This window comes from Slackia piriformis YIT 12062, from assembly GCF_000296445.1.
GTDB lineage: Bacteria > Actinomycetota > Coriobacteriia > Coriobacteriales > Eggerthellaceae > Slackia > Slackia piriformis.
Window position 1 is genome coordinate 659,981 of record NZ_JH815198.1, and the last position, 24,040, is coordinate 684,020.

General features: G+C 58.7%; 19 protein-coding genes. 17 read left to right on the plus strand and 2 right to left on the minus strand.

What is annotated here, in order from left to right; genetic code table 11:
• Positions 1–3: 3 nt before the first annotated feature.
• Positions 4–927 (plus strand): DNA-binding protein WhiA, encoded by a 924-nt coding sequence (gene whiA, locus HMPREF9451_RS02925; RefSeq protein ID WP_009138810.1) that lies wholly within the window; start codon positions 4–6, stop codon positions 925–927.
• A gap of 204 nt (positions 928–1,131) precedes the next feature.
• The gene (locus HMPREF9451_RS02930; RefSeq protein WP_009138811.1) at positions 1,132–2,556 is read left to right on the plus strand and encodes a sodium-dependent transporter; all 1,425 of its coding nucleotides are present in this window, start codon (positions 1,132–1,134) and stop codon (positions 2,554–2,556) included.
• A gap of 107 nt (positions 2,557–2,663) precedes the next feature.
• On the opposite strand, the gene HMPREF9451_RS10185 is transcribed toward HMPREF9451_RS02930, so the two are convergent.
• Positions 2,664–2,786, minus strand: coding sequence for a hypothetical protein (locus tag HMPREF9451_RS10185; RefSeq protein WP_009138812.1), 123 nt, complete (start codon positions 2,784–2,786; stop codon positions 2,664–2,666).
• A 150-nt stretch (positions 2,787–2,936) separates the two neighbouring features.
• Here HMPREF9451_RS10185 and HMPREF9451_RS02935 point away from each other — a divergent pair, with 150 nt between their 5' ends.
• From HMPREF9451_RS02935 to hflX, 15 genes are all read left to right on the plus strand, one after another.
• Positions 2,937–4,739, plus strand: coding sequence for an ABC transporter ATP-binding protein (locus tag HMPREF9451_RS02935; protein ID WP_009138813.1), 1,803 nt, complete (start codon positions 2,937–2,939; stop codon positions 4,737–4,739).
• A gap of 245 nt (positions 4,740–4,984) precedes the next feature.
• Positions 4,985–6,964 (plus strand): ribonuclease J, encoded by a 1,980-nt coding sequence (locus tag HMPREF9451_RS02940; protein WP_009138814.1) that lies wholly within the window; start codon positions 4,985–4,987, stop codon positions 6,962–6,964.
• Positions 6,965–7,018: 54 nt separating this feature from the next.
• The gene (locus HMPREF9451_RS02945; RefSeq protein ID WP_009138815.1) at positions 7,019–9,862 is read left to right on the plus strand and encodes an FtsK/SpoIIIE family DNA translocase; all 2,844 of its coding nucleotides are present in this window, start codon (positions 7,019–7,021) and stop codon (positions 9,860–9,862) included.
• Positions 9,863–9,885: 23 nt separating this feature from the next.
• The gene (locus HMPREF9451_RS02950) at positions 9,886–11,172 is read left to right on the plus strand and encodes a helix-turn-helix domain-containing protein (protein ID WP_232204106.1); all 1,287 of its coding nucleotides are present in this window, start codon (positions 9,886–9,888) and stop codon (positions 11,170–11,172) included.
• A 115-nt stretch (positions 11,173–11,287) separates the two neighbouring features.
• The gene (locus HMPREF9451_RS02955) at positions 11,288–11,785 is read left to right on the plus strand and encodes a YajQ family cyclic di-GMP-binding protein (protein WP_009138817.1); all 498 of its coding nucleotides are present in this window, start codon (positions 11,288–11,290) and stop codon (positions 11,783–11,785) included.
• Positions 11,786–11,799: 14 nt separating this feature from the next.
• The gene (gene rimO / locus HMPREF9451_RS02960) at positions 11,800–13,149 is read left to right on the plus strand and encodes a 30S ribosomal protein S12 methylthiotransferase RimO (protein ID WP_009138818.1); all 1,350 of its coding nucleotides are present in this window, start codon (positions 11,800–11,802) and stop codon (positions 13,147–13,149) included.
• Complete coding sequence (gene pgsA / locus HMPREF9451_RS02965) at positions 13,139–14,275, plus strand: CDP-diacylglycerol--glycerol-3-phosphate 3-phosphatidyltransferase (protein WP_009138819.1); 1,137 nt, start codon at positions 13,139–13,141, stop codon at positions 14,273–14,275. Before rimO ends, pgsA begins: the two co-directional genes overlap by 11 nt.
• A gap of 218 nt (positions 14,276–14,493) precedes the next feature.
• The gene (gene recA / locus HMPREF9451_RS02970) at positions 14,494–15,519 is read left to right on the plus strand and encodes a recombinase RecA (protein WP_009138820.1); all 1,026 of its coding nucleotides are present in this window, start codon (positions 14,494–14,496) and stop codon (positions 15,517–15,519) included.
• Between the two features lie 38 nt (positions 15,520–15,557).
• The gene (locus tag HMPREF9451_RS02975) at positions 15,558–16,085 is read left to right on the plus strand and encodes a regulatory protein RecX (RefSeq protein ID WP_009138821.1); all 528 of its coding nucleotides are present in this window, start codon (positions 15,558–15,560) and stop codon (positions 16,083–16,085) included.
• Positions 16,086–16,300: 215 nt separating this feature from the next.
• Positions 16,301–17,833: a ribonuclease Y gene (gene rny, locus HMPREF9451_RS02980; RefSeq protein WP_009138822.1), complete on the plus strand. Its 1,533-nt coding sequence runs from the start codon at positions 16,301–16,303 to the stop codon at positions 17,831–17,833.
• Between the two features lie 127 nt (positions 17,834–17,960).
• Positions 17,961–19,046 carry an ATP-binding protein gene (locus HMPREF9451_RS02985; RefSeq protein WP_009138823.1) on the plus strand — a complete coding sequence of 362 codons (1,086 nt, stop codon included), beginning with the start codon at positions 17,961–17,963 and terminating at the stop codon, positions 19,044–19,046.
• Between the two features lie 86 nt (positions 19,047–19,132).
• Positions 19,133–19,423 (plus strand): stage V sporulation protein S, encoded by a 291-nt coding sequence (locus HMPREF9451_RS02990; protein ID WP_009138824.1) that lies wholly within the window; start codon positions 19,133–19,135, stop codon positions 19,421–19,423.
• A gap of 70 nt (positions 19,424–19,493) precedes the next feature.
• Positions 19,494–20,849 carry a tRNA (N6-isopentenyl adenosine(37)-C2)-methylthiotransferase MiaB gene (gene miaB / locus HMPREF9451_RS02995; RefSeq protein WP_009138825.1) on the plus strand — a complete coding sequence of 452 codons (1,356 nt, stop codon included), beginning with the start codon at positions 19,494–19,496 and terminating at the stop codon, positions 20,847–20,849.
• A complete protein-coding gene (miaA, locus tag HMPREF9451_RS03000; protein WP_009138826.1) occupies positions 20,842–21,804 on the plus strand; it encodes a tRNA (adenosine(37)-N6)-dimethylallyltransferase MiaA in 963 nt (320 codons plus the stop codon). Before miaB ends, miaA begins: the two co-directional genes overlap by 8 nt.
• A gap of 89 nt (positions 21,805–21,893) precedes the next feature.
• Positions 21,894–23,195, plus strand: coding sequence for a GTPase HflX (hflX, locus tag HMPREF9451_RS03005; RefSeq protein ID WP_009138827.1), 1,302 nt, complete (start codon positions 21,894–21,896; stop codon positions 23,193–23,195).
• A 102-nt stretch (positions 23,196–23,297) separates the two neighbouring features.
• Here hflX and lexA read toward each other — a convergent pair whose 3' ends face one another.
• Positions 23,298–23,981: a transcriptional repressor LexA gene (gene lexA / locus HMPREF9451_RS03010; protein ID WP_009138828.1), complete on the minus strand. Its 684-nt coding sequence runs from the start codon at positions 23,979–23,981 to the stop codon at positions 23,298–23,300.
• Positions 23,982–24,040: the final 59 nt, after the last annotated feature.

The window sequence follows — 24,040 nt, forward strand, 5'->3', positions numbered from 1 at the left end:
ACCATGTCGTTTACCGCCGATGTCAAAGACGAACTTACCCGCGTGATGCCGGGATGCAGCCACTGCGACAAGGCCGCCTTGGCGGCCCTCGCGCGCATCGAGGGAACGTTGTTTTTCTCCGGTCCCGGCCGCTACCGTCTCGAAATAGCCACGGAGATCAGCTCGGTCGCCCGTCTCATCATCAAGTCGCTGCACCAGATCTATGCGCTCAAGACGGAACTGACCGTTCGCCGCAGCGTCTTGCATAAAACGCCGAATTACCTGATCGTCGTGCCGTCTCAGCCGGGAATGGAGGATGCCCTGCACGACCTGGGCATCCTTGGCGAGTCAGGGTTGGAGATGGGCATCCATGAGCACCTGGTCGAAAAGCCGTGTTGCGAAGCCTCGTATCTTCGCGGCGCGTTTCTCGGTAGCGGGTTCATCGCCGATCCGCGCGGCGATTTCCATTTCGAGATCACCGTGGAAAACGAGGCGCTCGCCGAGGGGCTGGTGGCTCTTATGGCCGAGCGCAACATCAAGGCTCGCATCCTGCGCCGCCGCAATTCCTATATCGTCTACCTCAAAAGCGGCACGGCCATATCGGCGTTTCTCGCTTTCGTCGGCGCTCATCAATGCGCCCTGGCCATGGAGAACGAACGTGTGCGCAAGAGCGTGCGCAACGATATCAACCGCAAGGTGAACGCCGAACTTGCCAACCAGGCGAAAAGCGCGGAGGCTGCAATCGATCAAATCGTCAGCATCAGAAAGCTTGCCGAAAGCGGCAAGGTGGCTGATCTTCCTCCCGGGCTCCAGGAGTTCGTGCGTCTTCGCCTTCGTTATCCCGATGCCAGCTTGAAAGAGCTCGGAGAGCGGGCGAACCCGCCCCTTTCGAAATCGGCGGTGTATCATCGCGTTCGCCGTCTCGAGGATATGGCCCGCAATTTATAGCGCTTTTCGAGCCGTTTTTGTCTTCGGGTCGACTCGCCGATGTTTGGGCGCGGCGGGTCTTTCCGCTACGCCGCCGCGGTTCTTCCTTTGGCTCGGCTCGCCGACATTCAAGCCCTTCGTGCTCGAGATTCTTTCGCGCTGCTTGCATTTGATGATAGAATTCTGTCGTTTTTACCCTCTCTCATCATGCAAGGAGTAACCGCAATGGCTGAAACGAAATCTGTGAAGCCTGCAGGCGGGGAGCAGAAGCGCGAGCACTTCGCGTCCCGCCTGGGCTTCATTCTCATCGCAGCGGGCTGTGCCATCGGCCTGGGCAATGTTTGGCGCTTCCCGTACATCACGGGCGAATACGGCGGCGGCGCATTCGTGCTGCTGTACCTTATCTTCTTGGTCATCCTGGGCCTGCCCGTCATGGTCATGGAGTTCGCCGTCGGGCGCGCAAGCCAGAAAAGCTGCGCACAGGCCTTCGATATCCTTGAGCCGAAGCGTCGCTTCCACTGGTTTTCCTGGTGGGGATACATCGGCTGCATGATCTTGATGATGTTCTACACCACGGTAGCCGGCTGGATGCTTGCCTACGTGCCCAAGATGGCATCGGGCATGTTCGATGGCGGCACGGCCGAGGTCACGGGAGCGGCGTTCAACGCCATGCTTGCGAATCCTTCAGAGCTCATGGGCTGGATGCTCGGTGCCGTATTCATCGGCTTTCTCATCTGCAGCCTGGGTCTTCAGAAAGGCGTGGAGCGCATCACGAAATGGATGATGGCCATCCTGTTCGTCGCCATGATTGCGCTGTGCATCCGTTCGGTCACGCTGCCTGGCGCCGCCGAGGGCCTTGCGTTCTATCTGATTCCCGATTTCAGCCGCATGTTCGCTGGTGGATGGACCACGTTTGGCGAAGCGGTCTATGCGGCCATGGGCCAGGCGTTCTTCTCGCTTTCGCTCGGCATTGCCGCTATGGAGATTTTCGGTTCGCGTATCGGCCGTGAACGTAGCCTGACGGGCGAGGCCGTCAACGTCACGCTGCTCAATACGCTTGTCGCTATTCTGGCGGGCCTGATTATTTTCCCTGCATGCTTTGCGTACAACGTCACGCCCGATTCCGGTCCGTCTCTCGTGTTCGTCACGCTTCCCGTAGTGTTCGGCCAGATGCCGCTCGGCAACATCTGGGGCGCGCTGTTCTTCGTGTTCATGAGCTTTGCGGCGCTTTCCACCGTTATCGCTGTGTTCGAGAATCTGATCAGCTTTACCATGGATAAGTGGGATGTCGATCGCAAGCGTGCCGTGGCGATCAACGCCGTGCTCGTGGTTGTTTTGAGCCTGCCGTGCGTGTTCGGATTCAACGTGCTTGCGGGTGTCGCTATTCCCGGCATCGGCGACATTCAGTCCATCGAGGACTTCATCGTCTCAAACAACATGCTGCCGCTCGGCGCACTGATTTTCGTGCTCTTCTGCACGCAGCGTTTCGGTTGGGGCTGGAAGAACTTCCTTGCCGAGGCCGATGCAGGCGAGGGCATGAAGTTTCCCGCATGGAGCCGCCTGTGGGTGAAGTGGGGCATTCCCGTGCTGATTGTGATTATCTTCATCATGGGCTATGCGCCGAAGGTGGCGCTCTGGTTGGACCTGTAGCTTTTGGGCGCTTTATGCGAAAGCCATACAACGTAGAAGGGAGCCGATTCGGCTCCCTTTTTGCATGCCTACGCCAACGCTTCGTCGCCCGGCATCGAAGCGGCCGTCTATTCGTCGGCTCCCGAAAGAACGACAAGCCCAACGCATGCGAGTCCTATGCCGAGAAGCATGATGCCGTCGCGCGCATCGAACACGCCAAGGGCCGAAAGCGCCACCGTGGCAACGCCCATCGCAAGGCCTATGCTTTTCAAGACGGCGCGGACGGTTCGCGCGGCGCAACCGACCATCGGTAGAATCGGGTGAACCGTCGGTAGAGTCTGCCGTGTCTGCGCCGGGGCGCTTGCTGTGGCATAATCGGATGCCTGACGAAAGGGGAATGCATGGCATCCGAGAAGGCTACGAAGAAATCGACGGCATCCACCACGCGCCGCACGCTGCATTACTACTGGCAGGTCACACGCAGGCATTTCGGCCTGTTCTCCCTTCTCATGGTTTCGACGTTTCTGTTCGTGGCGCTGCTTTCGTACGGCAACCCGTACGTCATGAGCCTGATCGTGGACAAGGTGAGCGCCGGCCCCGTTTCCTCGGACGAGGTGTTTTCCACGTTCGGTCCGTTCATTATCGCGCTCATCGCCATCAACGTATTCGGCCAGGCGGCAAGCAAGCTGCAGGATTTCGCCATGTACAAGCTGCAGATTGCGGCATCGTACGATTTGGCCACGATGAGCTTCGACGCCCTGTGCAACCAGTCCATGAGCTTTCACTCCAACCGTTTCGGCGGCACGCTCGTCAGCCAGACGACGAAGTTCATGAGCGCGTATCAACTCTTGCTTGAAACGGTGACGTTTCCGTTTCTCCCCGTGGTGTGCTCGGTGGTCTTCACCTGCGCCATCTTGGCGCCGCGCGTTCCCGTGTACGTGGCCATCCTCATGGTGCTGCTCGCGGTGTACGCGGGTATTTCCTACTATATGTATAAGCGCATACTTCATCTCAACGAAAAGGCCGCAAGCGCGCAGAATCACCTGTCGGGTGAGCTGTCCGATTCGGTGGCCAACATCTTGGCGGTGAAAACCTACGGTCGTGAAGCCTATGAGCGAAGCCTTTTCGATGCGGCGAACAAAGACGTGGTGGCGCGTGATTCCAGGCGCATGTGGGCATCGCTTACGCGCGGCATCATCACCGCCTGTATCACGGTGGTCATCATGAGCGTGGTTACCGTGTTCATCGCGGGCGGCAATGCGTGGTATGGCATCACGCCTGGCACGCTCGTAATGATGTTCACCTACACCTACACGGTGACCAACCAGTTCAACTTCATCAACAACGGCCTGCAGCGTTTCAACCGAGCGTTCGGCGATGCGTCCGGCATGACGGCCACGCTTGACGAGCCGCGTCTTGTGGCCGATCTGCCCGACGCGTCCGATCTGCACGTGCGCGAAGGGCGCATCGACTTCGAGAATATCGGTTTCTGGTATACCGACGGCGCGGTGCGCACTCGGGTCTTCGACGGACTCGACCTCCATATCCCCGCCGGTCAGCGCGTAGGCCTCGTGGGCGCGAGCGGTGCCGGCAAGACCACCCTGACGAAGCTGCTGCTGCGTTTGTCGGATATCCAAGAGGGGCGTATCCTGCTAGACGGCCAGGACATTTCTCTTTGTACGCAGCAAAGCTTGCGACGAAGCATTGCCTACGTTCCTCAGGAGTCGCTGCTGTTCCATCGCAGCGTGGCGGAAAACATCGCATACGGCAGGCCCGATGCCTCCATGGAAGAGATCCGCGAGGCGGCGCGTCGGGCGAACGCCCTGGAATTCATAGAGAAACTGCCGCAGGGCTTCGACACGGTGACTGGCGAGCGCGGCGTGAAGCTTTCGGGCGGTCAGCGCCAGCGCATCGCCATCGCGCGCGCCATGCTCGCCGATTGCCCTATCCTCGTGCTCGACGAGGCGACGAGCGCTCTTGATTCGGAGAGCGAGAAGATGGTGCAGGACGCGCTTGCCAAGCTGATGCGCGGTCGTACGTCGATCGTGGTGGCGCACAGGCTTTCCACCGTTGCGAGTCTCGACCGCATTGTGGTGCTTGATGACGGCGGCATCGCGGAGGACGGTTCGCATGCCGAGCTCATCGAGGCGGGCGAGGCGTATGCGCGCCTTTGGAACCGTCAGACCGGGGCCTATCTGGAATAGGGGCGGTTGCTTTCCGCAGTGCTACTCCCGCTCGGGAGAAATAATGCCGATTTTGAGTAACGGCCCCTTATGAAGTACAATGGCTTTTTAATTTTTGCGGCTTTGTTGCGGATATGCTTCTCGAACTTGCGCAAAGCCGAAGCGTATGAGCTTTATCTGCATAGAACGGAGCGTCGGGCGCGCCATGGCGCGTTGCGGCGTTTGCATACCCAAAGGCACATTTGAACCGAAGGAGTATTACAGTTTTGAATAACGAACATATCAACGGCGAAGCAGGCGCCGACACCGCAGCCGACAAAGGCTCGCGTTCCCACGGCGACCGCCGCAATTCCCGTGGTCAGTCTCAAGGCCAGGCGCAGTCGCACGCGGCATCGAACGAAGGATCGCGCGAGCAGCGCTCGTCGCGTTCTCATCGTCGTACGACGCGCCATAAGACAGTTACCCTCGAGCACAAGCGTCCTCAGATAACCCCCGAAGGCCAGGGCGAGGTCGAAGCTTTCAGCAAGCCGCGCACCCGCAACGCCTCGAAGAGCACGGCCGGGTCTCGTCGTCGCGGGGCAGTGAAGCGCAACCCCTCTGCGACGCTGAAAATCATCCCGCTCGGCGGTCTTGACGCCATCGGAAAGAACATGACCGTATTCGAATGCGGCGACGACATGCTACTGGTCGATGCGGGCCTGATGTTTCCCGACGACGATCATCCGGGCATCGATCTCATTCTGCCCGATTACACCTACGTGCTCGAAAACGAGCATAAGCTGCGCGGCATCATCATCACGCACGGCCATGAAGACCATACGGGATCGTTGCCGTATCTGATGAAAGACCTTTCTCGCAAAGTTCCCATCTACGGCACCAAGATGACCCTCGGATTGATCGAGGGCAAGTTCAGCGAACATCGCGTCAAGGCGAAGCTCGCCGAGATCAAAGCGGGGGACGAGATAAAGCTGGGCGGTTTCATCGTCGACTTCTTCGCCGTGAATCACTCCATTCCCGGCGCGGTGGGCGTGTTCATGCAGTCTCCTGCAGGCAACGTCTTGCACACCGGCGACTTCAAGCTCGACCAAAGCCCCATCGACGGCGTTCATACGGATTTCGGCGCGCTTGCCCGCTTTGGGAAGATTGGCGTCGATTTGATGATGTCCGACTCTACGAACGCACAGAACCCCAACTTCACGCCTTCTGAGGCCGAGGTGGGAAAAACCTTGCGTCAGATTATCGAAAACGCCAAGGGCCGCGTTATCATCGCGAGCTTTGCGAGCCATATCCACCGCCTGCAGCAGATTGCCGATGCCGCGGTGGCCAACGGCCGCAAGGTTGTTGTCACGGGGCGTTCCATGGTTCAAAACACCGATATCGCTCGCAAGCTGGGCTATCTCAAGATTCAAGATGTAGACCTGATCGATGCGTATGACCTGAAAGGCACGCCCGCGGAGAAGGTCGTCATCATGTGCACGGGCAGCCAGGGCGAGCCGTTGAGTGCGTTGGCGCGTATCGCTAACGGCGAGCATCGCACCATTCAGATCGACGAGGGCGATACGGTCATCATCTCGGCAACGCCGGTTCCCGGCAACGAGAAAGCGGTGACGCGCGTGGTGAACTCGCTTGCGAAGATCGGCTGCGAAGTCTATGACAAGAAGCGTGCCATGGTGCACGTTTCCGGCCATGCGGGTGCTGAAGAGCTCAAGCTCGTCTTGTCCATCGTGCAGCCGAAGCATTTCATGCCGGTGCATGGCGAGTCCACTCACCTTCGTGCCCATGCGCGCCTCGCCGAGGCGACGGGCGTCCCCGCTCGCAATATCTTCCTGTGCGAGAACGGCGATACGCTGCAGCTTTCCGAGTCGGGCGTTCGTTTTGGCGACCCGGTGGAAAGCGGCATCGTCTACGTGGACGGTCTCTCTGTGGGAGACACCTCCAAAGACGTTCTGGAGGAGCGCCAGGCGCTGTCGAATTACGGCTTTGCCACCATCGCCGCGGCGGTCAACGCGCGCAAGAAGCAGATCGAGGGCGTCGTACGCGTCGAGATGCGCGGCATCACCGGCGGAGACGTTGCGGAATTGCGCCGCGAGGCAACCGACACGGTGAAAGGCACGCTGCGTCGCGCGCTCGACAAGGGCGCCAAGGGCAAAGACCTCGACAAAGCCTGCCGCGATGCGCTTCTGTCCCTTTTGTGGGAGCGTACCAAGCAGCGTCCGATGGTAGTCTCGTCCATCATCGAGCTGTAACAGCCTTCGTTTGAAGGCTGCAGATTTAAGCGGGGAAGAGGAGAGAGGTAATACGTGGCTCGCGGTTCTAAAACCACCGACGCACAATCGAAGAAATCGACGAACGCGGCTTCGGACGGCCGCGTTGCGTTGAAGGACGTTCCCGCCAAGGGCAAAAATCGGCGCAAAGAGGCCGAACCCGAGGTCGAGGAAGTGTGCGTTTCGCCGCGTATTTTCGATGAACGCACGAAGCGGGATATCACGGGCGTGGCGATTGCCGTGCTGGCGGTAGTCCTCTTCGTCACGGCCGTGCTGCCTCCTTCGGGGTTCATCACCTCGGCGCTTGCGACCGGCCTTCATCTTGCTCTCGGCATAGGTTCGTACGTGTTGCCGTTCGTTCTCATTATCGTGGGCGTGAGCTTTCTGGCACGCAGCGATGCCGATTCGTTCGCTTTGCGCATGGGCGTCGGCCTGGCTATGCTCTTCTTCGCGTTCGAGACCATCCTTTCGCTGTTCACTCCTGGGGCGGATGCTGATTCCGGCCTGCTTTTTGTCCAGGAATCCCTCGTATCCCGCGGCGGGTATCTCGGCGCGGGCGTTTCTTGGGCGTTGCTTGAGCTGCTCGGCCGTCTCGTCGGCTGCATTGTCATGGTGGGCGTCGCCTGCGGCGGCGCTGTTGTCATAGGCTTTTCCATATCGGGGGCTTTGCGCCTCGTGCAAGAGAAGGCCTCCGATATCCGTGAGCGCCGCGTTCGCCGCAAGGAGGAACGCGAAGACGCCGCAGGAACGGCGCTGGATGCTCCGGCCTGCGTTCCTGCGCCTGAACCTGCGCCCGCCCGCATCCGTCGGGCAGACGTTATTCCTCGCGTGCCGCGCGATCTTTCGCGCCCTCGTCCTGCGGTGCAGTCGCTCAATACGCAGATTCTCGGAGGCTCTCATATCGCGCAAGGGGGACCTCGCGCCACATCGGTCGATATGTATTGGCCATCCGATTACGCCTATGATGAAGCCCGAGCCATTGTGGACGAGAATTCCGCCATGGAAACCGCGAAGACGCGCGTAGTAGGCGTGGAAGATGTAGTCGAGGGCAGCTTTGTCTCCGATGTCGCCCGCGAGGTCGACGAATCAAGCGCCGACGAGCAATTCGCACAGATCGCGCCTTCTTCCGCGGTTGCAAAACCCGAGCGGAAGAAGCGCGTCAAGCATCGCCTTCCCTGGGAAGACGACGATGCCGACATGCACACGGCCGATGCGTCGGTGCTGCTGGAGGATGTCCAGGCGTCGCCTGCGAAGCCTATGACGCGCAAGCTCGAGCGCTCGCATGTCGCCGCCCAAGAGCCTGCGGACGATTCCTCCTCCAAGAAGACGAAGGTCCTCAAGAAGCGCCCCGCTTCTTCTACGGGGGCAAATCTCGGCGAGACGCGAGGGGGTTTCACGCTGCCCGCCTTCAGTCTTATTCGCCATACCGAACATGCGGCAGAGGCGGACGAACGCGAGCTTGCTTCTACGGCAGGAGAGCTTCAGGGCACGCTCGAGGATTTCAACATCATGGCTTCGGTTGTCGGTTGGGTTGCGGGCCCGACCGTTACCTTGTTCAAAGTTGACCTGCCGAGCGGCGTGCGCGTGAGCCGTATTATGGCGTTGCAGGATGACATAGCTCTCGCCCTGGCCGCACCGGGTGTGCGTATTTTCGCCCCCATTCCCGGCACGAACCACGTCGGCATCGAGGTCCCCAACAAGAAGCGCCAGAACGTCTTGCTGGGAGATGTCATCAAAGACGCCAAGGGCTCGCCGCTCGAGATGGCGATCGGCAAAGACGTCGAGGGCCATTCCATCGTTACGGACTTGGCCAAGATGCCCCATCTGCTCATCGGCGGCACCACCGGATCGGGCAAGTCGGTGGCCATCAACGCCATGATCATGTCAATTCTGATGCGCGCCACCCCCGACGAGGTCCGCTTTATCATGATCGATCCCAAGCGCGTCGAATTCACGCCTTATAACGGCATTCCGCATCTCTACGTTCCGGTGGTTACCGAGAACAAGGAGGCGGCGAGCGCGCTTGCGTGGGGTGTGGCCGAGATGGAGCGAAGGCTTAAGGTCTTGTCTAAGGTCGGCGTGCGTAATATCAGCCAATACAACGCCAAGGTGGAGTCCGGGGTTCTTGACGATTGCGACGACGAAGACGCCGAGCCTACGAAGAAGATGCCGTATATCGTCATCATCATCGACGAGTTGGCCGACTTGATGATGAATGTGGGCAAGGAGGTCGAGCTGTCCATCAGCCGTATCGCTCAGCTTGCGCGTGCGGCGGGCATTCATCTGATTGTGGCCACGCAGCGCCCGTCCACCAACGTGGTGACGGGCCTCATCAAGGCCAACATCACCAACCGTATCGCGTTCAATGTGGCTTCGGGTATCGATAGTCGCGTCATCCTTGACACCCCTGGGGCTGAAAACCTCATCGGCCTCGGCGACATGCTTTTCAGCAAGCCCGAGTATGCGAAGCCTCAGCGCCTCCAGGGCTGCTTCGTCTCCGAGGACGAGATAGAAGCGGTGGTCGAGCATCTCAAAGCGCAAGGCGAGCCCGACTACCATCAGGAGATTCTGCAGACCAACGTTATCGGCCTCGGAGCCTCCATGCCCGACGGGTCGGGAGGGTCTTCGACTTCGGATGACCCGCTGCTTTGGGAGGCGGCCGATATCGTCGTCTCGAGCGGCATGGGTTCTACCTCGAACATACAGCGCCGTTTGAGCGTGGGCTACTCGCGCGCTGGACGTATAATGGATATGCTTGAAGAAAAAGGCATCGTCGGCCCTCCGAACGGCAGCAAACCACGAGAGGTTCTCGTCGATGCGATGGAACTTGAAACGTTGAAGGCATTCGAAGCCCAGGATGCCGCCGAATCCGGATTCTAGAGGAGGACTGGCGCGTGGACGAAATGAATTTTGGCGATGTGCTGCGTCAGGCTCGCGAGCAAAGCGGCGAAGACCTGGTTTCTGTGGCCCGACGCATCCGCATTCGCCCGGATATCCTCGAGCGCATCGAAGCGTCGGATATCGAAAGCATGCCACCGCGCGGGTATTCTCGCAATATGATCAATGCGTATGCGCGCTACCTTGGCCTGAACACCACCGAAATCGTGAAGATGTATCAGAATGCGCAGTATCGCAATCAGGTGGAGCATGCTCGGGAGAACATCAAGCCGTTGGGCTTCGAGATACCCTCCACGCGAAGGGAGAGCGTTCGTGAGCGTCATCAGGACGAGCCGCGGCACGGTCACGCTTCCGAGCGCGCGAATGCGGGGGAGCGTCGCTACTCCGACAGGCTCTCGGGTACGGGAACTCGTCACGACGCTCGTCCCTCCCGTCGTTCTTCCGACGGGTTCGACAATGCCCTCTTTGACGATATAGACGCTTCAATTGCGCCTCCGAAAGAAACCACGAATCGCATCGGGGCGGTTCATGTCGGTTCATACAACGCGTACGGCCAGGGGCTTTCCCAGCGAAACGCTCGCAGATCAGCCGATCAAACCCGTCGTATCGAGTCGGTCGATTCTCACCGCCATGACCCCCATAGCACTCATCGGGCCCGTCGTTCCACCATGCCGGCGGAGCATTACACCAATCTGTACGCCGCCCCCAAAAACATCGGCGTGCGGCCTCCGAGCTGGCGGGACAAGATTCCGTTCATCATTGCCGGAGTCATCATTTTGCTCCTTGTCATTCTCATCGCGGTCATCGCGAACGGAATGGGCCGTGCGGAGACGGCCGACAACCAGCCCGCTCCCATGAACGTCACGGGTCTGCCCGGCTCCTCTACGACGCAGTCGGAGCAGACAGATTCCCAGCAGCAAGACGAATCGTCGGAGGATTCTTCGCAAAGCCAGGACGAGGGCAAGCAATCCTCTTCCGACACGCAGGTCGCTCCCACCAAGACGGTTATGGCGTACGAGATTCCCGACGGCGTAACCACGTACATGGAGGTTTACGTGGACGGGAAATACGTCGATGGCGGCGACATAACGGGTCCTAAAACGCAGTCTTACGATGTGACGGGCACGTTCGAATTCGTTGTCGTTCCGCCTGACGGGGTCAAGCTCACCCAGGATGGCACGGAGGTTGCTCTTGATGCCAACTCTGGCGGCGTGGCGAAGGTCTCGGTCGATTTTGCTGACGTTCTCGCCAAATGGCAAGAAGAGCATCCCGACGCTGGGGCTTCCTCGTAGGAGGGACCTGCAATCATTGACGATATGAGCGCGCAAGGGCTGCAACGCATGGCGGTCCTGCGCTTTCCGAACAGACCTCGTCTTCGAGCGCATTATTCACGAGAAAGGTATTTTTATGGCGAAAGAATCAAGCTTCGATGTCGTTTCCACCGTTGACATGCAGGAGGTGGACAACGCTTTCGGCCAGGCAAAGCGCGAGCTTACTACGCGCTACGACCTGAAAGACTCGGGCGCCGAAATCTCTTTGGACAAGGCGGGACGCAAGTTCACCGTGTCCGCTCCGAGCGACTTCGTCGCCAAGCAGGTCATTGACGTGCTTGGCACCAAGCTCATCCGCCGAGGGATAGACCTCGCTTCGGTGAAATGGGGCGACCCCGTTCCTGCCGCAGGTCAAAGCGTTCGTCAGACCGCAGATATCGTCGAGGGCATAGACAAGGAGACCGCAGGCAAGATCAACAAAGATATCAAGGCTCAGAAACTCAAGGTCAAAGTGACCATCGAGGGCGACAAGCTGCGCGTGAGCTCTGCTTCGAGGGATGCGTTGCAGGAGGTCATCGCTTTTTTGAAGGGGCAGGATTACGGCCAGCCGCTTCAGTATGTGAACTATCGCTAGCAAGGAGTTCTTTCGTGACTAATATCGACGTCACAGCGGCGCATTGCGCAGACGGGGGGAGTGCCGCTCCCTCCGTCTGTTTCGTTACGCTGGGCTGTGCGAAAAATGAAGTAGACAGCGCCGAGATGACCAAGAAGGTTCAAGCGGCCGGTTTTCTCGTGGTCGATGACGCCTCCGAGGCCGATGCCGTGGTGGTCAACACCTGCTCGTTCATCCAGGCCGCTACCGAGGAGAGCATCGATGTCATCTTCGAAATCTGCGGCCTCGACAACTTCTCGTCCGGCAGCGCTAAGCTGATCGTGGCGGGCTGCATGCCCGCCCGCTACGGCGACGACCTTCAAGACGAGCTGCAGGAAGCCCAGGCGTTCGTTCCCTGCAGTCGGGAGGACGATATCGTCGAGGTTCTCTGCGGTGTTTTGGGCGTTTGTCCTCAGACCCCCTCCGACGGGTTCGTCTCTCCCTATGCGGTATCCGCCGCGTCCTACGTCAAAATCAGCGACGGCTGCGACCGCTTTTGCAGCTTTTGCGCCATTCCTTATATCCGAGGCCGCTACCACAGTTTTTCCTACGAAGAGGTTCGTGCGGCCGTCGCAGAGCGCGTCGACGAGGGGGTGAGAGAGATCACCCTTATCGCCCAGGATACGGGGCGCTGGGGCGAGGATTTCGAAAACCCCTCTACCACGGCTCGTCTGCTTGACGGACTCGCTTCTGAGTTCTCCGATACGTGGTTCCGGCTGATGTACATAGAGCCGCAGGGCGTCACCGACGAGCTGCTCGACGTCATTTCCGCCCACGACAACGTCTGCTCGTATCTGGATGTTCCGTTGCAGCACGCTAGCGAAAGCGTGCTTCGCGCCATGAATCGCCGGGGATCGGCGAAATCCCATCGAGAGCTCATCGAGCGCATCCGCCTTCGCGTGCCCGACATCACGTTGCGCACGACTCTTATAGCCGGCTTTCCGGGGGAGACGGAGGCGGATTTCGAGGAACTCTGCGAATTCCTCGAAGAGGTCGAATTCGATTACGTCGGCGTGTTCCCGTACTCTCGGGAGGAAGGCACTCGTGCGGCGGATCTTCCCGGTCAAGTTGACGAAGAGGTCAAAATCGAACGTGCTCAGCGTATCAGGGATATAAGCGACGCTATCGGGGAATCTCATGTTTCCGCACGCATCGGCAAGACCATGGATGTTTTGGTGCTTGGTCGCGAAGAGGACGGTCAGCTTTTCGGTCGCGCGATGTGCCAGGCTCCCGAAGTGGACGGCGTTGTGTATCTCGAAGAGGGCACCGTCGGAGATATCGTCAAGGTGCGCATAGAAGATACGCTTGTCTACGAGATGGAAGGGGAGGTTGTTCATGGGGAATAACGCTCCTAAATCCGCCGAGTCCATCATGACTCCGGCGAACATCATCACCATGGTTCGCATCTGCCTCGTACCCGTTTTTGTGGTTGCCATCATCAGTCCCTGGCCCGAGTGGATCGGCTTTGCGGAGCTCGACGTGTGGAAGGCATGGATTGCGGCGGGAATCTTCGTCGTGATCTCGTGCACGGATTGGCTTGACGGCTATCTGGCGCGAAAGCGTAACGAGGTGACCGACTTCGGCAAGTTCATGGATCCTTTGGCAGATAAGATTCTGGTGACGGCGGCCTTGCTCGTGCTGATTGAGCTGGGGGCTTTGCCGAGCTGGGTCGTCCTGCTCATCGTGGCCCGCGAATTCATCGTCTCGGGCGTGCGCATGGTAGCCGCAAGCAAGGGGGAGGTTATCGCCGCCTCGTGGTACGGCAAGTTCAAGACTGTCTTCCAGATGATCGCCATCGTGCTTTTCGTGGTCAAGGAAAGCCCGGTTTTGCATGATGCTTCCGAATCCGTCTATCTTGCCGTATACGCCCTGAGCTGGTTCGTCATGCTCATCGCCCTCGTCCTTACCGTGGTCTCCATGGTCGACTACGTTTCGAAGGCACGTCATCTGATCGGGTTCAGGCCGAAGCGCACCGCGTCCGAAGATATCGTTGAAAACGAGGCGAGCGTGGCCCAGCGCGTGATCGATGCGGCCCGTGAACGCTCTCTGACCTTGGCGACGGCCGAAAGCTGCACGGGCGGCCTTATCTCGGCCGCGTTGACCGATGTCCCCGGCTCTTCTGAGGCGGTGCTTGGCGGCATCGTCAGCTATGCGAACGAGGTCAAGCGCGACTCCCTCGGCGTGTCTGAGGAAGTTTTGAGCAAGCACGGAGCGGTGAGCGAGCAGACCGCGTGCGCGATGGCGAAAGGGGCGCGTGAAGCGTTCGGCGCCGATATCGCGGTTTCCGTGACGGGCATTGCAGGTCCTGGCGGTGCGGTTCCCGGTAAACCCGTCGGCACCGTATGGGTCGGCGTATCGTGCGCGCAAGGCACGGAGGCCCAGCTTCATCATTTCGAAGGCGATAGGGATGCCGTTCGTGCTCAGACCGTCGAAGCCGCGCTTTGCGTAATGCTCGAGAGGGCGACGAATTAGAATCGAATGAGATTCCGTTTGGATTCGGGAGGGAAAATCCGCTTAAGCTCGCAAGGCGGAAGCGGGTTTTCTCCGTGAAGGCGCCAAGGAAGACGTGGTTAGATAATGCGCAGTCATTCGCAATGTTTCGCCATGGATGATTGACACAAGAACAAATGTTCGCAATAATAAGGCGGTCTCAACATCATGCGGTCGCAAGGCCGAACCAAGGAGCGGCAATGAACCAAGATTTAGAAAAATCGCTGAAGCTCACCACTGACCAGATCGAGCATAAATTCGGCAAAGGCTCCATCATGAAGCTGGGGGAAGGGGGCCAGAACCTCGAGGTGGGCGTCATACCTACGGGCGCTCTTCCTCTCGATGCGGCGCTCGGCATCGGCGGCGTCCCTCGCGGGCGCATCGTCGAGATTTACGGTCCCGAATCAAGCGGTAAAACCACGCTTGCCCTTCAGATTCTCGCCGAGGCCCAGGCGCTCGGCGGCGTCGTCGCCTTCATCGACGCCGAGCATGCACTCGATCCTACCTATGCGGCCCGTCTTGGGGTTGATATAGACGAAGTCCTCATTTCCCAGCCCGACACAGGAGAGCAGGCGCTTGAAATCTGCGACATGCTTGTGCGCTCCAATGCCATTGACGCCATTGTCATAGACAGCGTTGCGGCCCTTGTTCCCCGTGCCGAAATCGAGGGAGAAATCGGAGACAGCAGCGTGGGTCTGCAGGCTCGTCTTATGTCGCAGGCTCTTCGAAAGCTCGCAGGATCTCTTTCGAAGTCGAACACAACCTGCATCTTCATCAACCAGCTGCGTGAGAAAATCGGCGTCATGTTCGGCAACCCCGAAACCACGACGGGCGGCCGTGCTTTGAAGTTCTTCTCGAGCGTTCGCATCGACATCCGTCGTATCGAGACGCTTAAAAACAAAGGAAACGAGCCTGTGGGCAACCGCGTTCGCGCCAAGGTCGTCAAGAACAAGGTCGCACCGCCGTTTCGCCAGGCTGAATTCGATCTCATGTACGGAACGGGCATCTCTCGCGAGGGCTGCATCGTAGACATGGGCGTTGAGGCCGGCGTGGTGAAGAAAAGCGGCGCCTGGTACACCTGCGGCGAGCAGCGTCTTGGGCAGGGCAGGGAAGCAGCAAAAGAGACCTTGCGCACCAATCCCGATCTGCGCGACGAGCTCGAGGCCCAGGTGCGCGAGCATTTCGGTATTCCCAGCGCTCATCCTGGCGATTCTCAGGCCGAATAATGAGGTTGCGGTTCGTCCGGCCAAGCAAGAGGTGAATCATGCCGATTATAGACGATGCATTTTTGTCGACGCTCGTGCGCGAGCCTCTTGCCCCGGCCGTGCCGGAAGAGGAGGAGAAGGCTTTTTCTCGTATTTCCCGTCTAGTGGCCTCTCGTGAGCGTTGCGCTTGCGAGCTTGAGAAGCGCCTTGTGCAAGACGGATTCTCGGAGCGCGACGCACAGAGCGCCATCGCTCGCGCCGTTTCGTGCGGCATGGTGGACGATCTTCGCTATGCGGACATCCTCGTTCGTTCGAGGGTGTCCCAGGGCAGAGGCCGCGCGGGCATAGAGGAGGAGCTGAATCGCTGCGGCATCGACCCTCGCCGGCTTGCCGGCTGGCCAGACGAATACTTCGGCATCGACGGTGTTTCCGAGGAAGACCGTGCTTTCGACTTTCTCTGCCGCAAACCCCCTCGTTCGAAAAACGCCTATGCCGCCGCATGTCGGAAGCTTGCCGCTCGCGGCTATTCGCCGGATGTGGTCTTCGCTGCAGCGCGGCGCTATGCGAAACATGAAGGAGTTTTTTGAGGAACTGGGCGCGTTCTTTGACGTGTCGGTGTATCATAGGGAAAGCTTGAGTGTATTCGCATCGAATGTCCGATGCTTTTCGATATAAACAATCGCATATGCATGCTTTTGTCGTTCCATGCGCTTCGCTCATGCCAGGTGTTTATGCCCGGCTTTTTTTATTTCCGGTACACCGATATATGGTTTTGTCTAAAAGAACAAGAAAGGGGAAGCCGATGCCCGAAATGCTATGGCTTATCGTCGTCGCCGTTGTTGGCGTCGCCGTCGGTTTCGTTATCTCCCGCTACCTCGTCAACGCTTCGAGCAAAAAGGCCGCTGAAGAGGCTGAGCAGCTTGTCAGCGATGCGAAACGCCAGGCTGAAACGCTGCGTCGCGAAGCGGTCGTCGAAGCGAAAGACGAAGTCCTCAAGATGAAGCAGGAGGCTCAGGCCGAAAACAAAGAGCGTATGCGCGAGGTTCGCAACGCTGAGAACCGCATCAACCAGCGCGAGGAATCCCTCGATCGCCGTGTCGAGTCCCTCGATGCTCGCGAGCATCAGCTCTCTTCCATGCAGGGACAGGTCGAGCGTCGCGAGCGCGACCTCAAAAGCGCTATGCAGGAGGTCAACGTTCAGCTCGAGCGTGTTGCCGGCATGACTCCCGACGAGGCGAAGCGAGAGCTTCTCGACAGTCTTCGCGACGAGGTTACCCACGAAAGTGCCGCCATCATCCGCGAGGCTGAACAGCGCACGAAGCTCGAGGCCGACAAAAAGTCTCGCGAGATTTTGAGCCTTGCCATCCAGCGCGTCGCTGCCGATCATTCCGCTGAAACAACGGTGAAGACCATCCATATCCCTTCGGACGACCTCAAGGGCCGCATCATCGGACGCGAAGGCCGAAATATCCGCTCGTTCGAGCAGCTCACCGGAGTCAATCTTTTGATTGACGACACCCCCGAGTGCGTCACCATCTCTTGCTTCGACCCCGTTCGCCGCGAAGTCGGTCGCGTCACCATGGAGAACCTCATCGCAGACGGCCGTATCCATCCTGCGCGTATCGAGGAGATGTATGCCAAAGCGGAAAAGCAGGTAAACCAGCAGGTTCAGGAGGCTGGAGAGCAGGCTACCTTCGATGTGGGCATTCATGACCTGCATCCTGAGCTTGTCCGTACGCTCGGTCGCTTGCGCTTCCGCACGTCGTTCGGGCAGAACGTCTTGAATCACTCTCTCGAGGTGGCCTATCTCTGCGGTGTCATGGCCGCCGAGCTCGGTCTCGACCCGGTTCCCGCCAAGCGCGCAGGTTTGCTCCACGACCTCGGCAAGGCAATCGACCATGAAATCGAAGGTCCTCATGCCGTCATCGGCGCCGACCTTGCTCGTCGTTTCGGGGAAAAGCCTGAAATCGTGCACGCTATCGAGGCCCATCATGCCGACGTCGAGCCCAATAGCGTTCTCGATGTCTTGGTTCAGGCGGCCGACGCCGTTTCTGCCGCTCGCCCTGGGGCTCGCAAAGAAAGCCTCGAGAGCTACATCAAGCGCCTCGAGAAGTTCGAGGAAATCGCCAATGCTCACAAAGGCGTCGAGCGCACGTACGCCATGCAAGCTGGTCGTGAGATTCGCGTCATGGTCGTTCCCGACCAGGTCGACGAAGCTGCGGCTGTCGTCCTTGCGCACGATATCGCGAAGCAGATCGAGGACGAGATGCAGTACCCCGGCCAGGTAAAGGTCGTTGTCATTCGCGAAAGCCGCGCGGTGGATTACGCGAAATAATCTTGCTGCAAGAGCGCGTCTGCTTCGGCGGGCGCGCTTTTTTATTAGCGAAGGTCGCGGCAGGATGGGAGAAGTTGCGGCGGAATGAATCCTGTCCTTTGGGGCAACGAGAAAAGGTAGGCATCGGATGGTTGAAAACGATCTGGCGGCGTTTGTCGAGCGCGTCACTTCGAAATCGCTTTTTCGGGTGGAGAGCGACCTCGGACACGGCTTCGTCAGACTCAAGGTTTCCGAGGCCGAAAGACGTCAGGCGAAGCAGGATATTCGCTGCGTCGAGGATGCCGTCATAGAAATGCTCCGCAACGCACGCGATGCCCACGCCCGTTCCATCTTCCTCGCTACGAGCAAAAGCGGGTCGCTTCGCCGCATTGTCATGATCGACGATGGTGACGGTCTGCCTGCGGATATGCATGATGCGATTTTCGAGCCGCGCGTCACGTCGAAGCTCGATTCCTTCAGCTCGGATAACTGGGGTGTGCACGGCCGCGGTATGGCGTTGTATTCCATCAAGGAGAATGCCGAAGAGGCGCGCGTTGCAGCTTCGATGGAGCAGGGGGGAACGGCTTTTTCTGTCGTGTTTGACACCGCTTCGGTGCGCGAACGGAAAGACCAGAGCACGCCGCCTCTTCTTACTCGGGGCGAAGACGGCCTCTGGACGTTTGCTTCAGGACCCCACAACATCGTGCGATGCGTTGCCGAGTTCTCCCTTTCGACGCAGGGTGCGTGCACGGTCTTCTGCGGTAGCGCGGTCGAAATCGCCGCGACCATGTATGCGTACGGAGAGCGATTTGCTCGCTCTTCCGTGGCCGAGGGGCTTGCACCCCAGGATGTCCCCGTTTCGAAGAGGCTTTCGCTGTGCTTCGATGCGGAATCCCTTGCGGAAAGCGCTCGGTCGATCGGCCTTGATATTTCTTTGCGTAGCGCCTATCGGATACTGCAGGGCGAGGTTTTTCCGCTCGATTCCTACCTTGCAACGCTTTCGAAGGAGCAAGAAGGCCGTTCTCTTGAAAAGAAGGGCTCCGCTATGGACCTTTCGCAAGACTTTCGCGGGCTGAAGATCGCCGAAGAGGACATGGGGGAGTTCAAGCATTCCCTTTGCCAGGCTTGGAAGACGCTGGCCGAAGCCTATTTTCTCGAATCGGATATAGAGCCCTCTGTGCGGATTTCGCGCGATGGATTGTATGTGACGTTTCCTGTACGCAAGCAGCTGTAGTACAATGACTTTTCGCGACTACAAGGTCGCAAGGCATGCCAATAGGCTCATCAAACACACCTTAAACATCGTATCGAAGGACTAACATGCCTCTGGAAAACGAGAAGCCTCAGATAGGCTGTTTGAAAGTTTCATCGAAATCATCCGCCGCTTCGGTCGCCGGGGCGATTGCGGGCATGATAAAAGACGGCTCGTGCGTCGAAATCCAGTCGGTCGGTGCGGGCGCGGTCAATCAGGCGGTGAAGGCCATAGCCATTTCCCGCGGCTTTCTTTCTCCCGTTGGCATCGAAATCGTTTGCGTGCCTTCTTTTGCCAACATTGTCATTGACGGAGAGTATCGCACGGCCATTCGCTTCAGCGTCGAGCCTCGTTCCTGACGCGTTCTTGTTTCTGCGCCGGCGATGCTCGTTTATAGAGGGGCTGCGCGCCTCTTGAAAAGGAGCTCTTATGTCCATGCTTTCCCAAAAGACATTTTGCCTGTATACGTACGGCTGCCAAATGAACGAGCATGATTCTGAGCGCATCGCCGGCATGCTCGAATCGCACGGGGCGGTGCAGGTCTCTTCGGTGGAGCAGGCAGAAATCGCCATCTTCGTAACTTGCTGCATTCGTGAGGCGGCGGATGTTCGCCTCATGGGCCAGGTCGCATCCATTAAAAACATTCCCCTTCCGCAGGGAAGCGAGCTTTCGAAGCGCATCGTATGCATCGGCGGGTGCATCGGGCAACGCGATGCCGAAAAGCTCCCTGAGGCGCTTCCTCATGTCGATGTCGTGTTCGGAACTCAGAATATCGAGCATCTCGTATCTTTGATCGAAGCGGCCATCATCCAAGGGGGCCACCAGGTCGAGGTGCTGGATTCTTCCACGTCATTTTCCACCGAGCTTCCATCGAAGCGCGTGCATCCTTGGTCGGCTTGGTTGCCGGTCACGGTGGGCTGCAATAATTTCTGCACATACTGCATCGTGCCATATGTGCGCGGACGCGAGCGTTCTCGTACGCTCGAAGACGTGGTCGAAGAGGCGCGCGGCCTTGTCGCGGATGGCGTGAAGGAAATCACTCTTCTTGGTCAGAACGTCAATTCGTACGGTCGCGACCTGTACGGCGAGCCTCGCTTCGCGGACGTTCTGCGTGGCGTGGCGGAAACGGGCGTGGAGCGTCTTCGCTTCGCAACGTCGCATCCGAAGGACCTGACGCGCGAGGTCATAGAGCTCTACGGCTCTCTTGGCAACCTCATGCCGTCGCTTCATCTGCCGGTTCAGTCGGGAAGCGATGCGATACTCAAGGCCATGAACCGTCGCTACACCGCCGAGCACTATCTCGGACTTATCGAAGAGGTTCGCAAGGTCAATCCCGACATCTCGTTTTCGACCGACATCATCGTGGGCTTTCCCGGGGAAACCGAAGAGGATTTCCAGGCGACCTATGATCTGGTCGAACGCGTAGGGTATTCGCAAGTCTTCACGTTTATCTACTCGCGACGTGAGGGTACGCCGGCCGCTTCTATGCAAGACGATACGCCGCACGAGGTTATACAGCGCAGGTTCGACTCCCTGGTCGACCTTGTTCAGGAGAACGCTTTCGCTCAGAATCAGAGGTTCGTGGGAAGAACCGTCGACGTGCTTGTGGAGGGTGCTTCGAAACGCGATGAGCGCGTTTTGGCCGGTCATAGCCCGCACAATATCACCGTGCATGCGCCGCTTCCCGAAGGGGTGCGTATCGACGATATCGTAGGAACTGTTGTTCCTGTTCGTATCGATGAGGCAAAGGCATGGTATCTTTCCGGGGCGATGCTGCGTGACTAATCCCGAATACGCCCTCCCGATCGAGCGACCCGTCGTCTGCGTCGTCGGCCCGACGGCTTCGGGGAAAACGGACGTTGCGCAGGAGATGGCCCTACGCCTCGGCGCCTCGGTCATCTCGGCCGACTCCATGCAGATTTATCGCGGCATGGACATAGGAACGGGGAAGATTCTTCCTGCCGATCGCAAGGTCGTGCATTACGGCATTGACATCTGCGATCCGGGCGAGGCGTATTCCGCCGCTTTGTTTCAGCGATATGCGCGTGAGCTGTTCGAGAGGGCCGATCGCGCAGGGAAGACCAGCGTTCTGGCGGGCGGCACGGGGCTGTATGTTCGAGCCACAATTGACGATTACAACTTTCCTTATGGCGAGCAGGTCGAAAACCCGGTTCGAACGGCGTATCAGCGTTTCCTCGAAGAGCATGGAGCGCAGGCTCTCTGGGAAGAGCTCGCCAAGATCGACGCCGAGAGTGCGGGCCTTATCCATCCTAACAACACACGTCGCGTCATACGTGCCTTTGAGATGATTGAGCTCGAAGGCACGACATACGCCCGCCAGCATGAGGGGTTCTCTCATATGGCTCAATTCGTGCCCGCGGTTTTTGTCGGATTAGCGGTTGATCCCGATATTTTGAAACGCCGCATCGACGCGCGCGTCGATGCAATGGTCGAACGTGGGCTTGTCGAGGAGGTCGAATTCTTGCTATCGCAGGGTTTCGAATCCGCGCTCACCGCGCGCGAGGCCATAGGGTACAAAGAAATCGTTGCTGCACTGCGAGGGGAATGCACGCTTGATGCGGCGATCGACGAGATAAAGCTTGCCACGCGCCGCTACGCGAAGCGCCAGCGAACTTGGTGGCGCAAGGATGGTCGCATTGCATGGATCGATGCCGACGATGCCGATGTTTCTCGAATCGCTGATGAGGCGATGGCGCTTCTGGACTCGCACGAGGGCTGACGAGGGGTTTTTCGTGTCGTTTCGGGGCTTTGGAGCAATCGCCCCATCATGGCGAAGGCGATATTTCATTGATGACCGGAGGAGGACCTGTGTCGTTTGCTGATATGTCTCAAGAAAGTTTTACGGGCGACGCTGAACGGGCTGTTCTTGTCGGCATTGATTACAAAGACGCTCTCGAATCGCTTCTCGAGTCGTCGCTTGCCGAGCTTGCGCGCCTGACCGATACGGCAGGCGCGGTTGTCGTCGCAACCGTCTCGCAGCGTCTTGACGCTCCGAACCCCCGAACGTTCGTCGGGTCGGGCAAGGCGGAAGAAATTGCCGATTTATGCCGCTCTTTCGCAGCGGATGTCGTCATCTTCGATGAAGAGCTGACCCCGTCGCAGCAGAGCAACCTCGAAAAAGCCATGCCGCGCGATGTCAAGGTAATTGACCGTACGGCGCTCATTCTCGATATCTTCGCGCTTCATGCCACCACGAAAGAGGGCAGGCTACAAGTTCGCCTTGCGCAGAATCAATATCTTCTTCCCCGTCTTCGTGGCATGTGGGCGCACCTTGCGAGCAATCGCATGGGCGGCGGCGTAGGGTCTCGATTCGGCGAGGGCGAAAGCCAGCTCGAGGTCGACCGCCGCATGGTGCGCAAGCGCATAACGTCCATTCGTCGCGAGCTCGAACAGGTGTCTCGCATGCGCCAAACGCAGCGCAGCGCTCGGTACGCATCGGGCGTTTTCAAAGTCGCCGAAGCGGGCTATACCAACGCCGGCAAATCGAGTCTGCTCAACCGGCTTTCGGGCTCCGACGTCCTCAGCTACGACAAGCTGTTCGCGACGCTCGATTCCACCACTCGCAAGCTCGTTCTTCCCGAAGGCAGGGAGGTTACGCTTACGGACACGGTTGGGTTCATTCAGAAGCTACCGACAACGCTCGTGGAAGCTTTCAAAAGCACGCTTGATGAGATTCGAGGTGCTGACTTGATTCTTCATGTGGTCGATGCGTCTTCCGACGAGCGAGATGCCCAGATGCGCGCCGTGGAAGGCACGCTCGAACAGATCGGCGCGCAAGGTATTTCCCGCATACTCGTTTTCAATAAAATCGATCTCGTTGAGCCTTCGGTTCGTGCGGCGCTTTCCGCGCGCTTTCCTTCAGCGGTGCTTGTTTCTGCAGAAACGGGAGAGGGAGCTGATTCCCTGATAGAGGCCATTGCCCGTGCCGCTTCCGCAAGCGAGAAGGTTATGGAAGTGCTCGTGCCGTATTCGCGAGGCGATGTTGTCTCCATCGCCCACGAGCGGTGTTCGGTCCTCGCCGAGTCGTACGACGAAAGGGGCACGGCGCTTACGGTGCGCGTGCCGAGCGACCTTACGGCCCTATTCGAAGGGTATGCGCTTTCGGACTAAGACCAGGTTGCTTCTTTGCCGAAGCGTCCGCCGTTCAAGATGGAGCGCGGTTAAGACGGGAGCCCCGTAATGGGGCTCCCGTCCTGTTTCGGGCGCGAGTCGCTAGAGCCTTCTAAACACCGCGACGACTTTGCCTGCAATAATGACGTCTTCCCGCACGATAATAGGTTCCATGCTGGAGTTTTCGGGCTGAAGGCGAATATGGTCGCGTTCCTTGAAGAAGCGCTTGACCGTGGCGCCGTCATCGATGACGGCGACTACGATATCTCCGTTTGTAGCGGTGGGCTGTTCTTTGACGACGACGTAATCGCCGTCGTTAATGCCGATTTCCACCATGGAGTCTCCGCGTACTTTCAAAAGGAACGAGCTGGAGTCTCCGACGATTTCTGTCGGAAGGGGGATTGTCTCGGTGACGTTTTGTTCGGCGAGTATAGGAAGGCCTGCGGCGACGTTTCCTACCACAGGCAATGAGACGATATTGGAAAACTCCCCGACGCCGACGGGCGGCTCGCTTGTCGTATTGGCCGGGGCGGGGGATGCATTGCGCTCTTGGCCGACGACGGTTATGCAGCGTGATTTAAGGGGGTCGCGGTGGATGTACCCCTTTTCCTCGAGTGTTTTCAGGTGTACATGCACCGTGGAGGGGGAAGAAAGACCAAGCCCTACGCATATGTCGCGCACGGTGGGAGCGATGCCTGTCTCTTCGATGGTCTGCGCGATGAAATCAAGCACGGCCTTCTGCTTCTTCGTGATTTTCTTCGCGTTCTTCGCTTCTGCGGCGGTCATGACGGCTCCTTAAATATCGAACAAACGTTTGAAAAAACGTTGACACGAACTTTTGTGCG